This is a genomic window from Paenibacillus taihuensis, assembly GCF_003386535.1.
In the GTDB taxonomy this organism is placed as follows: Bacteria; Bacillota; Bacilli; order Paenibacillales; family Paenibacillaceae; genus Paenibacillus_Z; species Paenibacillus_Z taihuensis.
Genome location: NZ_QTTN01000051.1, coordinates 1 through 14,602, shown reverse-complemented (window position 1 = coordinate 14,602; position 14,602 = coordinate 1). Strand labels below are relative to the sequence as shown.

Sequence of the window (14,602 nt, the reverse complement as noted above, 5' to 3'; positions counted from 1 at the left end):
TACAATGGTAAAAGTTGGTATTAACGGATTTGGTCGTATTGGTCGTAACGTGTTCCGCGCAGCGCTGAACAACCCTAATGTTGAAGTGGTGGCTGTTAACGATTTGACAGACACGAACACACTTGCTCACCTGCTGAAGTACGACACGACTCACGGTACACTCGAAGGCACTGTTGAAGCTAAAGAAGGTGCTTTGATCGTAAACGGCCGCGAAATCAAAGTTTTTGCTGAACGCAACCCTGAGAACCTTCCTTGGGCATCTGTAGGCGCAGAAATCGTTGTTGAATCGACTGGTATTTTCACAGCGAAAGAGAAAGCTGAGCTTCACTTGAAAGGCGGCGCGAAGAAAGTTATCATCTCCGCTCCAGCTACGAACGAAGACATCACAGTCGTTATGGGCGTTAACGAAGACAAGTACGATGCAGCTGCTCACACTATTATCTCCAATGCTTCTTGCACAACGAACTGTCTAGCTCCATTCGCGAAAGTTCTTAACGACAAATTCGGTATCGTTAAAGGTATGATGACTACAATCCACTCGTACACTAACGATCAATCCGTGCTTGACGTTCCTCATAAAGATCTGCGCCGCGCTCGCGCTGCCGCAGAGAACATCATTCCTTCTTCGACAGGCGCTGCAAAAGCAGTATCCCTTGTACTGCCTGAGCTGAAAGGCAAATTGAACGGTATGGCTATGCGCGTACCTACACCTAACGTTTCCGTAACTGACCTGGTTGCTGAACTGAAAGTTAACGTTACAGTTGAAGAAGTTAACGCAGCTTTGAAAGACGCTGCTAACACTTCCCTTAAAGGCATCTTGAACTACTCCGACGAGCCGCTTGTATCGAGCGACTACAATGGCGACCCTGCTTCCTCCACAATCGATGCTCTGTCGACTATGGTTGTTGAAGGCAACATGGTTAAAGTGATCTCCTGGTACGACAACGAGTGGGGCTACTCCAACCGTGTAGTTGACCTGGCTGCTTACATCGCATCCAAAGGTCTGTAAGACATAGACATTCGTTACTAACGTGAAGGAGCTGCTTGAATGCAGCTCCTTCTCGATAGTTTTCGGGACACTATAGCATTATCTAAACTATAAATATAAACCTGCGGAAAGCCGCGGGATGGATAGCAAGTGGCGAATTTTTAATATACTTAGACCTTTATCCTGGGATGATTGGAAGGCAGCATTCATCTTAGTGAAGTTAGGTACCCCGGGAGGATTTCTACTTATGAACAAGAAGAGTGTACGTGACGTTGAAGTAGCCGGCAAACGCGTATTTGTCCGCGTTGATTTTAACGTGCCAATGGAAAACGGTGCAATTACCGATGATACACGGATCCGCGAAACACTTCCAACCATTAAGTATTTGATCGAGAACGGCGCGAAAGTCATTTTGGCGAGCCACCTGGGACGTCCAAAAGGTCAAGTTGTAGAGAGCATGCGTCTGACAGAAGCCGGCGTGCGTCTGTCCCAATTGCTCGGCAAGCCTGTTGTAAAAACCGACGAAGCAATCGGAGACTCCGTGAAGGCTGAAGTTGCCGCTCTGAATGATGGCGACGTGCTTCTTCTGGAGAACGTGCGGTTCTACGAGGGCGAAGAGAAGAACGATCCGGAACTGGCAAAAGCTTTTGCCGAGTTGGCTGATCTGTTCGTAAACGATGCATTCGGCGCAGCTCACCGTGCACATGCATCGACTGAAGGCATTGCGCACCACCTGCCAGCTGTTTCGGGTCTGCTGATGGAGAAAGAGCTTGACGTGCTTGGCCGTGCGCTGCTGAACCCAGAGCGTCCGTTCACGGCAATTGTCGGCGGCTCCAAAGTGAAAGACAAGATTGACGTTATTAACAAAATGATCGAAATCGCGGATAACATCATCATCGGCGGCGGTCTGTCCTACACATTCTTCAAAGCGCAAGGCCACGAAATCGGCCAATCGCTGTGCGATAACTCCAAGCTGGATCTGGCGCTCGAGTTCATCGAGAAAGCAAAATCCCTTGGCAAGCAGTTCCTGCTGCCGGTTGATATCGTCATTACGGACGAGTTCAGCGCGAAAGCAAACACGAAGATCGTTGACGTTGACGGCATCCCGGCGGATTGGGAAGGCATCGACATCGGTCCTAAGTCTCGCGAAATCTATGCAGACGTGATCAAGAACTCCAAGCTGGTCGTATGGAACGGACCAATGGGCGTATTCGAGATCGAGCCGTTCTCGCATGGTACACTCGCAGTCGCACAAGCTTGTGCAGAAACTTCCGCTTACACTGTAATCGGCGGCGGCGACTCGGCTGCTGCAGCTGAGAAGTTCGGCCTCGCTGACAAGATGGATCACATCTCCACAGGCGGCGGCGCTTCGCTTGAGTTTATGGAAGGCAAAGCGCTCCCGGGCGTTGTTGCACTGAACGATAAGTAAAAAGGATTAAGAACGTTAAGGTTAAAGGAGCGAATCGACATGCGTACACCGATTATTGCAGGCAACTGGAAAATGTTCAAAACGGTTTCGGAAGCAACGGCATTCTTCGCTGATGTGAAAGGCAAAGCAGAAGTAAGCGGCGTTGAAACGGTTATCTGCGCACCGTTCACGACGCTGCCAGCGCTTGTAGAAGCAGCAAAAGGCACAAGCATCGCGATCGGCGCACAGAACGTCCACTTTGAGGACAACGGTGCATTCACAGGCGAAATCAGCGGCGTTATGCTGAAGGACCTGGGCGTGAAATATGTGATTATCGGCCACTCGGAGCGCCGCGCATATTTTGCAGAAACGGATGAAATCGTAAATAAGAAAGTACATGCTGCGTTCAAGCACGGCCTCACGCCAATCGTATGTGTCGGCGAGAAGCTGGAAGAGCGCGAAGCAGAACAAACGAAGAACGTTTGTAAAGTGCAAACAGAAGCAGCTTTCGCAGGCTTGTCTGCAGAGCAAGCGGCTGAAGTGGTTGTTGCTTACGAACCAATCTGGGCAATCGGCACTGGCAAATCGTCGACATCTGCAGACGCAGAGGACGTTATCGCGTTCATCCGCGGCGTTCTTGCAGGCTTGTACGATGCAGCTACAGCTAACGCAGTCCGCATCCAATACGGCGGCAGCGTGAAGCCGAACAACGTAAGCGAATATCTTGGTCAATCCAATATCGACGGCGCTCTGGTCGGCGGTGCAAGCCTTGAGCCTGCATCCTTCATCGCACTGGTCGAGGGGGCATCGTCACGATGACAGCACCTGTAGCGCTTATTATCCTGGACGGCTTCGGTCTTCGTAACGATGTGACAGGCAATGCCGTGGCACAAGCGAACAAGCCGAATTACGACCGTTACTGGGCAACTTTCCCGCACACGACGCTGACAGCTTGCGGCGAAGCGGTAGGTTTGCCGGAAGGCCAGATGGGCAACTCCGAAGTTGGCCATCTGAACATCGGCGCGGGCCGTATCGTCTATCAGGATCTGACTCGCATCAGCAAGTCGATCCGCGATCGTGAATTCTTCGACAACGAGACGCTTAAAGGCGCGATTGCACATGTGAAAGAGAAGGGCACGAAGCTGCACCTGTACGGACTGCTGTCCGATGGCGGCGTGCACAGCCATATCGCTCACTTGTTCGCGCTGCTTGAGTTGGCGAAGAAAGAAGAGATCGGAGAAGTCTATATCCATGCGTTCCTCGACGGACGCGACGTATCGCCAGACAGCGCGAAAGGCTACTTGGAGCAGCTCACAGCGAAGATCGAGGAAATCGGCGTAGGCAAGATCGCGACTGTACAAGGCCGCTACTACGCAATGGACCGCGATAAGCGTTGGGAGCGTACAGAGAAGTCGTACCGCGCAATGGTCTATGGTGAAGGTCCTCAGTATACAGACCCGATCCATGCGGTTGTGGAGTCTTACGAGAAATCGGTATTCGACGAGTTCGTTATGCCGACGGTTATCGTGAAAGAAGACGGCAGCCCGGTAGGCGTGGTGGAATCGGATGATGCCGTTATCTTCTTCAACTTCCGTCCTGACCGTGCGATCCAACTGTCCCAAGTGTTCACGAACACCGACTTCCGCGGTTTCGACCGTGGACCGAAAGAACCGAAGAACCTGTATTTCGTCTGCTTGACACTGTTCAGTGAAACGGTGGGCGGATACGTAGCGTATAAGCCTAAGAATCTCGATAACACGCTTGGCGAAATTCTTGTGCAGAACAATAAGCGCCAGCTGCGTATCGCAGAGACGGAGAAATACCCGCATGTTACGTTCTTCTTCAGCGGCGGCCGCGACACGGAGCTGCCAGGCGAGACGCGCATTCTAATCCCTTCGCCGAAGGTTGCGACTTACGACCTTCAGCCAGAGATGAGCGCGTATGACGTAGCAGCAGCTGCAGTGAAAGAAATCGAAGCGGATCGTCAGGACGTTATTATCCTGAACTTCGCGAACCCGGATATGGTCGGTCACTCCGGCATGCTGGAGCCGACGATCAAAGCGGTAGAAGCAACGGACGAGTGCCTTGGCCAAGTCGTTGAAGCAGTTCTTGCCAAAGGCGGCGTATGCCTGATTACAGCGGACCACGGCAATGCCGATATGGTTATTGACGAGAACGGCCGTCCATTCACGGCCCACACGACAAACCCGGTTCCGTTCATCGTAACGAAGCAGGTTGGCCCATTGCGCGAAGGCGGCATCCTCGCCGATATCGCACCGACTATTCTTGCGCTTGCAGGGCTGAATAAGCCGGAAGAGATGACGGGAACGTCGCTTGTACAAGGTTAAGCATTAAATTCGTTTAACAGTATCCTTGATGCGGTAAAAGATTAAGGATGTCATTTTACACAAACAATTGAAGGAGTGTTTCGTACATGTCTATCATTACTGACGTTTATGCACGCGAAGTGCTTGATTCCCGCGGTAACCCTACCGTTGAAGTTGAAGTTATGCTGGAGTCCGGCGGCAAAGGCCGCGCAATCGTTCCATCCGGTGCTTCCACTGGCGCATACGAAGCAGTTGAGCTTCGCGACGGCGACAAATCCCGTTACCTCGGCAAAGGCGTTCTGACAGCTGTTGATAACGTAAATACAATCATCGCTCCTGAGATCATCGGTCTGGACGCGCTTGATCAAGTATTGATCGACCGCAAAATGATCCAGCTTGACGGCACAGACAACAAAGGCAAGCTCGGCGCTAACGCGATCCTTGCTGTATCGATGGCTGTAGCTCGCGCAGCTGCTGACGCTCTCGATATGCCTTTGTACACATACCTCGGCGGATTCAATGCTAAGACGCTTCCGGTTCCAATGATGAACATCGTGAACGGCGGCGAGCACGCTGACAACAACATCGACGTTCAAGAGTTCATGGTTCTGCCAGTTGGCGCAGAAAGCTTCAAAGAAGCGCTTCGCATCGGCGCAGAAATCTTCCACAACCTGAAATCGGTTCTGAAAGATAAAGGCCTGAACACGGCAGTTGGCGACGAAGGCGGCTTCGCACCGAACCTTGGTTCCAACGAAGAAGCCATCACTACAATCATCTCCGCTATCGAGCGCGCAGGCTACAAGCCGGGCGTTGACGTATTCCTCGGCATGGACGTTGCGTCCACTGAGTTCTACAAAGATGGCAAGTACCACCTCGAAGGCGAAGGCCGTTCCTTCACTTCCGCGGAATTCGTTGACCTGCTTGCTTCGTGGGCGGATAAGTACCCAATCATCACAATCGAAGACGGCTGCTCCGAAGACGACTGGGAAGGTTGGAAGTTGCTCACTGACAGACTGGGCGGCAAAGTACAACTCGTTGGCGACGACCTGTTCGTAACGAACACAACTCGCTTGTCCGACGGTATCGACAGAGGCGTAGGTAACTCGATCCTGGTTAAAGTAAACCAAATCGGTTCCTTGACTGAAACATTCGATGCCATCGAAATGGCGAAGCGCGCTGGTTACACAGCAGTTATCTCCCACCGTTCCGGTGAATCCGAAGACAGCACAATCGCAGACATCGCTGTTGCGACAAACGCTGGCCAAATCAAAACAGGCGCTCCGTCCCGTACGGACCGCGTTGCGAAATACAACCAATTGCTTCGCATCGAAGACCAATTGGGCTCGACTGCTCAATACGCAGGCAAGAGCGCGTTCTATAACCTGAAGAACTTCAAAAAGTAATTCCGGTTAGGAAGCAATACCAAAATGACAAAAGAATGTCCCAAAAGGTGAGGTAGTTTACGCCGGGGCGTTCGATATAATGAGAGGAGAGAGGCGTGGCGCAAGGACATGTCGCTCTCCTCTTTTTTGTATTTTCATCCAAAATAATCGATTATGAGGTGGAAGCAGTGGCAAAACCAGTTGTAGCTTTACAGTTGTACACGCTCCGTGATCAAACGGAGAAGGACTTTCTCGGTACGATCCGTAAAGTAGCGGGAATGGGCTATCAAGCGGTGGAATTTGCAGGTTACTTCAACACGCCGGCGAATGAATTGAAAGCGCTTCTGGACGAGCTTGGCTTGCAGGCGCCTTCTGCGCATGTTGGTTTGAACTTCGGCGAGCCGGAGAAAATCGAGGCGGATCTTGCGAAGCAAATCGAGTACGCGAAGGAGCTTGGCCTCCAATATATTATTACGCCTTGGGCTCCGCTGCCTGAGAACCCTACGATTGACGATGTAAACAGACTTGCCGGCATCCTCGAAGCAGCAGGCAAGCAAGTGAAGGAAGCAGGCCTTATCTACGGCTATCATAACCATGATTTCGAATTCAAGCTCGTGGACGGCAAGCCGGTTATCGACCTGCTGCTCGAGAAGGTTTCCCCGGAATATCTGCAAGCGGAATTCGACTTCGGATGGGTGCATATGGGCGGCCAAACGCCGGTTGATTATGCAACTCGTTACGCAGGCCGCGTGCCTCTGGCGCACTTTAAGGATTTCGGCGACGGCCGCAGCGACACTGAGGTAGGTAAAGGTGTGGTTGACCTGAAGAGCGTGCTGGATATTGCGGAGCAAGTCGGCATTCAGTACATTATCGTGGAGCAAGAGCAGTTCGCGAACTCTTCGCTGGAGAGCGCAGAGCTGAGCCTCGAGTTCTTCCGCGAAAACGGTTATTTGTAGGATAGAGCGGCCCCGGGCTTAAGGAGAGATCCTTGAGTCCCGGGGCTTTTTTGGCGTTGGCGGTGTTGACGGTCGGGAGTGCTGTTGGAGGCTGCCTATAGTGGAAAAATCCACTGTATAACCGGCATTTAGGCGTTTTCTGTGAGCTATGTTGGATTTATCCACTCCTATGACCCGAGAAAGCGGGAATTGGTGGCATTTCACTGAAAATGAGTGGATTTATCCATTATAGGCGACGAAAAAGGACGTTTTCGGCAAAAATGAGTGGATTTTTCTGATTTATCCAACATAGGCTTGAATTGCGGATTGCAAAGGGCGGAGGGAAGAGGAAGAGGAAGAGGAAGAGGAAGAGCACTCCCCTGGCCTCAAATAAAGCGGGACTGCTTGCGAAACCGCCCCGGAGGCATGCCGGTGTGCTGCTTGAACCATTTGGTGAAGTTGTGGATGGTGCCTGCCTCGAGCTCATCGGCAATGGCGAGCAGCGTCAGCTCCGAATGCGTGAGCAGTTCCTTAGCTAGCTGCAGCTTGCTCGTCATGAAATAGTCATGCGGAGTAACATCGAGCTCGGCACGGAACAATCTTGCAATATGGTCCGGATGATACGCGCTCCACTCACCGAGCCAACTGTGATTGTAACGTTCCCGTGCGTGCTCAGCGAGCTGCTTCGCCACGCTGCTGATGAGCGGAGATACCGGCTTCCGGGACTTCTCACGCTCTTCTTGCCGCTTGATCTCGGCGATTAGCTCAAGCAGCATCCCGCTTAACAGCGGCTGTTTGAACTCGCGTTCTTCCATGCCATAGGCCTCCGCCAGCCGAATGAAGCGGGGCTCGAAACGCTGCGCGGGCAGCTGTCTGACATCGTCGATGAGCAGGCTGTCCGGGGACTGCGAATGCGGACTCTCCTCATTGCCGACCAGCATCCGATTATCCTTCCTCATATCAACAGCGGGGTCGAACTTGGCGTCGCGGATATGAAGTGGCGAGCCTCGGCGCTCTCGGTACTTACCAGACCAGCTGAAATGCAGGCCATACAGCAGAAAAGGATCAGCTTCATCCGCGATAAAGTGGTGCACCGTATCCGGACCGTAATAAAATAAGCAGCCAGGCATGGCCTCATAGCGCTCGCCCTGAATCCACGCAGTGCCTTTGCCTGCGGCGACGAAGATGAATTGATACTCTTCAATAACACGCGGACCGAAAGCAAACCCGGGCAGACATTGCAGCCTATTCGCGTAATGTACAGAAGGCTGTAGAGAGTGCCAGGGAATCGATGGTGGCTGATGTATAGACATGAATCAAAGAAAGCCTCCCCGCTCACACGAATATGTCGACCAGAGTTAAAAATGCGTCTAGCGCTCATAAATACAGCTAATCAACTAGAGCATACAATAGAAATACAAGGTCGGCAATCGACAAATTCCAATAGAGGGGGATGTGGCGTATGGATCCTGCAATCAAACCGGCTACACGAGCATTCGAAGACGCAACACCGCTGCTCGCAGCACCTGAGGAGCTGCGGCGCGAAGCGGTGAGGAAGGGATATCTGTTCTTCAAGCACTTTTTCTCACGGGAAGAGATTATGGAGCTTCGAACTCAAATTCTTAATGTGCTTCAAGGCGAAAATCTGCTAGATCCCGCGAAACCGTTCATGGACGGTTATGGCAATCTGCCGTTGATCGATAGCATGACGATGGAGGAGCTGAACTGGAACGGCATCGGAACGACACAGCAGGTGTACCATAAGGTGCAGAAGCTGGAGGCATTTCACGCTTTCGCTCATCATCCGAAGCTGATCGGGCTGTTCGATACATTGTTCGGCGAGCGGACCTTCCCGCACCCGCGCAATATTGCGCGCATTATGCTGCCGAGCGACAAGCTGAACGTGACGCCGCCGCATCAAGATTTTCTTCATATTCAAGGCAGCAGCAATACATGGACCTGTTGGGCACCGATCGGTGATGTACCGTTATCGCTAGGCACGCTCTCCATGCTTGAGGGCAGCCATGACGGCGGTCTGCTCCAAGTGACAGGCAATCCCGGCGCTGGAGGATTGGAGTCCATTCTATGCGGGCTTGGCTACGAGTGGGCGGAGGGGGATTATGAAGCGGGCGACATCGTTATTTTTCACAGTATGATGGTGCATAAGGCGCTGCCGAATCAGCAGCCCGGCCGTATACGGCTGTCACTCGATCTTCGGTTCCAGCCGGCTAGCCAGCCAATCGAGAATGCATCGCTGCTGCCGCATGGCCCTTTCGAATGGGATGAACTCTATGAGGGATGGACACGGGAGGACTTGAAGTACTACTGGAAGAAAGAGCAATTCACGTTCTTGCCGTTCGACGAAAGCATCCGCTGGCAGAAGGACAAAATTTGCTAAGTGAAATTGAGGCGTAAGGCGATTCCGCTGGCTTGTATTCGCTTCCTTGCTATGCTACAATAATAATGCTGTTTCTAGGTCTTGTCTCCATTACTCGCGACAAGGCAGCGACGCGTACAAATTTGCTCCTTGTGCAGGAGGTGGAACTTTTGGCAATTACGTTTAAAATTTTGCTTATTATTTTTGCGCTTGCTCTGATCTCTGTTGTTCTATTGCAAAAAGGTAAGAGCGCAGGGTTGTCTGGTGCTATTTCCGGTGGTGCTGAGCATTTGTTCGGCAAGACGAAGGCACGCGGCTTGGATCTGTTCTTGCAGCGTCTAACGATTGCAGTTGCTGCGGGCTTCTTTATTACAGCCCTCATTGTTGCATACTTGGTTAAAGTTTAATAATGAACGCAGAAAGCGGGCTTATGGCTCGCTTTTTTTGTTGCTTGCTTGGGATGGGATGATATTCCAAGCGAACCCTGCAGGTGAAAAATGTTAATTTTGCGGGGCTGTCCGCGGATGCTGACTGCCCCTTTCGTGTATACTATATAGTATATGAGAATCTATCAACCGACGGCTGTACAAGGGATTGACGGCACCATCGGTACTTGAGGTGAAGAAGTTATGGTGACAGAGCAGCAGCTGCTGGATTACATGCGAGAGCCGGCGTACAAGCCGATGACCTATCAAGAGCTTGATAAGCAGCTGGGCGGGGGAGGCAATGCGGAGTCGTTCCGCAATTTCCTGGTGGTCTTAAATGAACTGGAGAACGAAGGAAAGCTCGTACGGAATTCCAGTGACCGCTATGGCCTTCCAGAACGGATGAATTTAGTGCGCGGACGCATTCAGGCGCATGCGAAAGGCTTTGCATTCCTCATTCCTGAGGACAAAGCACATGGTGATGTATATATTGGCGCGCATGATTTGACGAGCGCGATGAACGGGGATACCGTGCTTGTGCGCGTGACGTCCAGAAGCGAGCATGGCGGACGCATGGAAGGGGAAGTCATCCGCATCGTGGAGCGAGCGGTGACGCAGATCGTCGGTACCTTCCAGAACCACGAGTCGTATGGTTTTGTGCTGCCGGATGATAAACGGATTAATCGGGATATTTTTATTGCGAAGGATCATTTTCACGGCGCGGTGACAGGACAGAAGGTTGTTGTGAAAATCCTTACGTATCCGGAAGGACGCTCGGCCGCAGAGGGAGAGATTGTTGAGGTGCTCGGTCATAAGGATGACCCGGGTATCGATATCCTGTCCATTATCCGCAAGCATCAGCTGCCGGAGGGGTTCCCGGTTGATGTGATGGCAGAGGCGGAAGCGGCGCCGGACTCCATTACGGAGGACGAGATTGTACGTCAGGGTCGTCGCGATCTGCGCGATAAAGTGATCGTCACCATCGACGGTGAGGATGCAAAAGACCTTGATGACGCGGTCAACATTGAGCGGCTGGAGAACGGCAACTATGTGCTTGGCGTACATATCGCTGATGTCAGCTATTACGTCAAGGAGAACTCGGCGCTGGATCAAGAAGCATACCGCCGCGGCTGCTCGGTATACTTGGTAGATCGGGTTATTCCGATGCTGCCGCACCGGCTGTCGAACGGGATTTGCTCGCTCAATCCGAAGGTAGACCGGCTCACGATGTCGTGCGAAATGGAGTTCGACGGGGAGACGCTGAAGCGTGTCCGGCACGACGTCTTTACGAGTGTCATTCGGACGAAAGAACGGATGACGTACACGAATGTTCGCAAAATCCTGCAAGGTGAGGACGAGGAAGTGACGGAGCGTTATGCCGACCTCGTCGATACGTTCAAACTCATGGAGGAACTTGCAACGAGGCTTCGCGGGAAGCGGATGAAGCGCGGCGCGATTGATTTTGACTTCGTGGAGTCGAAGGTCATCGTGGATGAGACGGGCAAAGCCGTTGATATCATCAAGCGCGAGCGTTCGATCGCGGAATCGATTATTGAAGAGTTCATGCTTGCGGCCAACGAGACGGTGGCGGAGCATTTCTACTGGCTGAAGGTGCCGTTCCTGTACCGGACGCACGATAATCCGGACCAGGAGAAGCTGCTGCACTTCGTGCAGTTCGCGGCGAACTTCGGGTACACGATCAAAGGCAAAGGCGGAAGCGTGATTCATCCGCGTGCGCTGCAGACGCTGCTTGAGGATGTACGCGGTTCGAAGGAGCAGACTGTTATCTCGACAGTAATGCTGCGGTCCATGAAGCAAGCAAAGTACGATGCGGAGAGCCTTGGACATTTCGGGCTTGCAGCAGAGTTCTATTCGCACTTCACTTCGCCGATTCGGCGTTATCCCGACTTGGTCATTCACCGCGTCATGCGCGAGGTGCTCGAGAACGGCGGCACGCTGCCGGAAGCTCGCCAAGAGTCGCTCGCGGCGCGGATGCCGGACATTGCGCAGCAATCCTCCGAGCGTGAGCGGGTCGCCGTTGATGCGGAACGGGATACCGAGAAGCTGAAGAAGTGCGAATATATGCTCGACAAGGTCGGCGAGGAATTCGACGGTATCGTCAGCAGCGTAACGGGCTTCGGCATCTTCGTCGAACTGCCGAATACGGTTGAGGGATTGATCCGTCTGAGCGAGCTGTCGGACGATTATTATCACTTCCACGAGCAGCATATGCTGCTCATCGGCGAACGGACGTCGAAGACGTACCGGATCGGCGATGAGGTACGCGTCCGCGTGGAGCGGGTGAATATGGATGAGCATACGATCGACTTCACGATGCTCGAGAATATGAGCGCGGACGACGCGGACCGTGCCCGCGAGTTCGGCTGGGTCGGCCGCGGCGGAGGCAAACGTGGCGGTAATGCGCGCGGCGGCGGTCGCGAGCGTGGCGGCGCAGCGGCATCGGCGCGCAGCGACGGCGAGCGGGGTGGCCGCGCAGGCGGCGGGCGCGGTGAGCGCGGCGCGGGCCGCCGAGGCGCCCGTGGCGGAGCCGGCGGCGCAGCGCCAGCGGCAGCCGCAGCGCGCGAAGCGAGCGCGGCCGTGGGCCCGCGCGGCCGCGGCAAGCGACGCGGCGGCGGAGCAGCGCCGAGCGCGGCAGGCGAAGCCGCGTGGGGCGCGAGCGGAGCGCGCGCTGGCGCAGGCGCAGCGGCGCCGGCGGAGCAGCGCGGCGGCCGCAGGCGCAATGGCCGCGGCGGCGGCGAGAGCGGCGGAGCAGCAGCCGGCGGCGGGAACGCGCCGGCGCAGCGCGAGCGCGGGAGCGACTCGCGTGCGTGGAAGCCGGAGGACGATTACAATCTCGACCGGCTTCTGGGCAATGACCGCAGCGGCGGGAGCAGCAACGGTGCCTCCTCCAGCGGCGGTGCCCGTAAGGTTAAGACTGACATGTGGGGACTGCCGATCACGAACGCGGGCTCGTTGAAGGACTACGGCGAAGATCCGGATTCCTCATGGTCTTCCCGCGGCCGAGGCGAGGGCGGTGGTCGACGTGGCGGGCGCTCTGGCGGTGGCGGCGAGCGCGGCGGCGGCAGTGCTGGCCGCAGTGCCGAGAATGCCGGAACTGGCTCGCGCCGCAAGAATAAGGGCGGTGGTCCTGCTCCTTCGAAGTCCTCAGCTGCGGACCGAGCAGGCGGCGGCAACGGCAATGGCTTCAGCCAGCGCAAGAAGAAGAAAAAAGGCAATTCCACCGCAGCTTTCGTTCGTAAGAATCGCGTGTAATCCGCGGTTGGAGCTTGCTTTTACCAAATCTTGATTTCACGATGTAAAGTTGCTACAATGGACTCCTAGCCAAGGTTAGGAGTCCGTTCATTTACGCGTTTGGGGAGAGGTGATTAGCGTGGCAAGCAAGAAAAGTGACGGGAAACAGCTGGCACAGAATAAGAAGGCTTCCCATGACTATTTCATCGAGGAGACCTTCGAAGCGGGTATGGTGCTGATGGGAACGGAGATCAAGTCGCTGCGGACAGGCAGGGCGAACATAAGCGATGCGTTCGCAACCATTCGTGACGGCGAGATTTTCATTCACAACCTGCACATAAGCCCGTTTGAACAAGGAAACCGGAGCAACCCGACCGATCCGACACGGACGCGCAAGCTGCTCATGCACAAGACGCAGATTCATAAGCTGCTCGGCCAGTCGAAGCAAGAAGGCTACACGATTGTGCCGCTCAAGATCTATATTCGCAACGGTTACGCGAAGCTGCTGCTCGGCTTAGGTAAAGGTAAGAAGCAGTACGACAAGCGTGAATCGGCGGCGAAGAAGGATGCGCAGCGTGATATTCAGCGTGCACTTCGTGAGAAGCAGAAGGTCGCTCGCTAAGGCAGTTTGGCCTGTTGGGATGTAAGGCGATCGCCGCCAATGCTTCCAACAACATATAGCTTCAAGATCGCTTCACCTGTGTTATACTAAGTAAGCAACGAACGAAGTACATGCTCACCTGATGTAGCTGCCTTTTGCAGGATTGATAGAATGGTAGCTGCAGTCGAATGAGCGCTTTACCAACTGCTAAACGGAACGTATGGAGCCGTTTATGCGATATCGGGGGCGTTTATGGATTCGACGGGGATAGTACGAGCATGGGTTGCGGGTAGTGGGGACGCGTCCACTTCATCAACGCTAAAGCCAATTAAATGGCAAACAACAACAAACTTACGCTTTCGCAGCTTAATAACCTGTGAGCGTGCTTCTACCTAGCATCGCCCATGTGACTAGGCTAGGGGCTAACAAGTAGTGGGATACGCCGCTTCGGTCTCCGCCTGGGGTCGACGGAAGAAGATAATCAGGCTGACCCAACGCGTAGTCGGTTACGGGACGACGCTCGGGTGACATCAATACCGTGACTACACCCGTAGAAGCCTGTGTGGCGTTGTCTTCGGACAGGGGTTCAAATCCCCTCGCCTCCACCATGTAAACCACTACCGCATGAGGTAGTGGTTGTGCTTTAAACCATAAGTTTGCCGCCGCGGCAAACAATTGCTTTAAAATTCTCGCGGCAAACAATTGCTTTAATTTTTCTTACGGGGCCGTTTATGGATTCGACGGGGATAGTTCGAGCATGAGTAGCGAGTAGTGGGGATGCGTCCACTTCATCAACGCTAAAGCCAATTAAATGGCAAACAACAACAAACTTACGCTTTAGCAGCTTAATAACCTGTTAGCGTGCTCCTACCTAGCATCGCCCATGTGACTAGACTAGGGGCTAACA

11 protein-coding genes and 2 other RNA genes are annotated in these 14,602 nt (G+C 53.7%); 12 read left to right on the top strand and 1 reads right to left on the bottom strand.

The genetic code is table 11. The features are described 5' to 3' along the window. Positions 1-4: 4 nt before the first annotated feature. From gap to A8990_RS27670, 6 genes are all read left to right on the top strand, one after another. Positions 5-1,009 (top strand): type I glyceraldehyde-3-phosphate dehydrogenase, encoded by a 1,005-nt coding sequence (gap, locus tag A8990_RS27695; RefSeq protein ID WP_116192265.1) that lies wholly within the window; start codon positions 5-7, stop codon positions 1,007-1,009. A 226-nt stretch (positions 1,010-1,235) separates the two neighbouring features. Further along, positions 1,236-2,417: a phosphoglycerate kinase gene (locus A8990_RS27690; protein ID WP_116192264.1), complete on the top strand. Its 1,182-nt coding sequence runs from the start codon at positions 1,236-1,238 to the stop codon at positions 2,415-2,417. Between the two features lie 39 nt (positions 2,418-2,456). Then, positions 2,457-3,215, top strand: a complete 759-nt coding sequence (gene tpiA, locus A8990_RS27685; protein ID WP_116192263.1) for a triose-phosphate isomerase — start codon at positions 2,457-2,459, stop codon at positions 3,213-3,215. Further along, the gene (gpmI, locus tag A8990_RS27680) at positions 3,212-4,744 is read left to right on the top strand and encodes a 2,3-bisphosphoglycerate-independent phosphoglycerate mutase (RefSeq protein ID WP_116192262.1); all 1,533 of its coding nucleotides are present in this window, start codon (positions 3,212-3,214) and stop codon (positions 4,742-4,744) included. The genes tpiA and gpmI overlap by 4 nt, the downstream gene beginning before the upstream one ends. Before the next feature lie 86 nt (positions 4,745-4,830). Beyond that, positions 4,831-6,126, top strand: coding sequence for a phosphopyruvate hydratase (gene eno, locus A8990_RS27675; RefSeq protein ID WP_116192261.1), 1,296 nt, complete (start codon positions 4,831-4,833; stop codon positions 6,124-6,126). A 167-nt stretch (positions 6,127-6,293) separates the two neighbouring features. After that, positions 6,294-7,061 carry a sugar phosphate isomerase/epimerase family protein gene (locus A8990_RS27670; RefSeq protein WP_116192288.1) on the top strand — a complete coding sequence of 256 codons (768 nt, stop codon included), beginning with the start codon at positions 6,294-6,296 and terminating at the stop codon, positions 7,059-7,061. 365 nt (positions 7,062-7,426) lie between these two features. On the opposite strand, the gene A8990_RS27665 is transcribed toward A8990_RS27670, so the two are convergent. Continuing rightward, on the bottom strand, positions 7,427-8,353 hold the full coding sequence (locus tag A8990_RS27665) for a helix-turn-helix domain-containing protein (protein ID WP_116192260.1): 927 nt from the start codon (positions 8,351-8,353) through the stop codon (positions 7,427-7,429). Between the two features lie 149 nt (positions 8,354-8,502). Here A8990_RS27665 and A8990_RS27660 point away from each other — a divergent pair, with 149 nt between their 5' ends. From A8990_RS27660 to ssrA (A8990_RS27635), 6 genes are all read left to right on the top strand, one after another. After that, positions 8,503-9,438, top strand: coding sequence for a phytanoyl-CoA dioxygenase family protein (locus A8990_RS27660; protein ID WP_181909811.1), 936 nt, complete (start codon positions 8,503-8,505; stop codon positions 9,436-9,438). A 149-nt stretch (positions 9,439-9,587) separates the two neighbouring features. After that, positions 9,588-9,824 (top strand): preprotein translocase subunit SecG, encoded by a 237-nt coding sequence (gene secG, locus A8990_RS27655; protein ID WP_116192258.1) that lies wholly within the window; start codon positions 9,588-9,590, stop codon positions 9,822-9,824. 222 nt (positions 9,825-10,046) lie between these two features. Next, positions 10,047-13,115, top strand: a complete 3,069-nt coding sequence (rnr, locus tag A8990_RS27650) for a ribonuclease R (RefSeq protein ID WP_116192257.1) — start codon at positions 10,047-10,049, stop codon at positions 13,113-13,115. Positions 13,116-13,233: 118 nt separating this feature from the next. Beyond that, positions 13,234-13,716 carry an SsrA-binding protein SmpB gene (gene smpB, locus A8990_RS27645; protein WP_116192256.1) on the top strand — a complete coding sequence of 161 codons (483 nt, stop codon included), beginning with the start codon at positions 13,234-13,236 and terminating at the stop codon, positions 13,714-13,716. A 221-nt stretch (positions 13,717-13,937) separates the two neighbouring features. After that, positions 13,938-14,303, top strand: a transfer-messenger RNA (tmRNA) gene (ssrA, locus tag A8990_RS27640). A 113-nt stretch (positions 14,304-14,416) separates the two neighbouring features. Next, positions 14,417-14,602, top strand: a transfer-messenger RNA (tmRNA) gene (gene ssrA, locus A8990_RS27635); the annotation flags it as partial.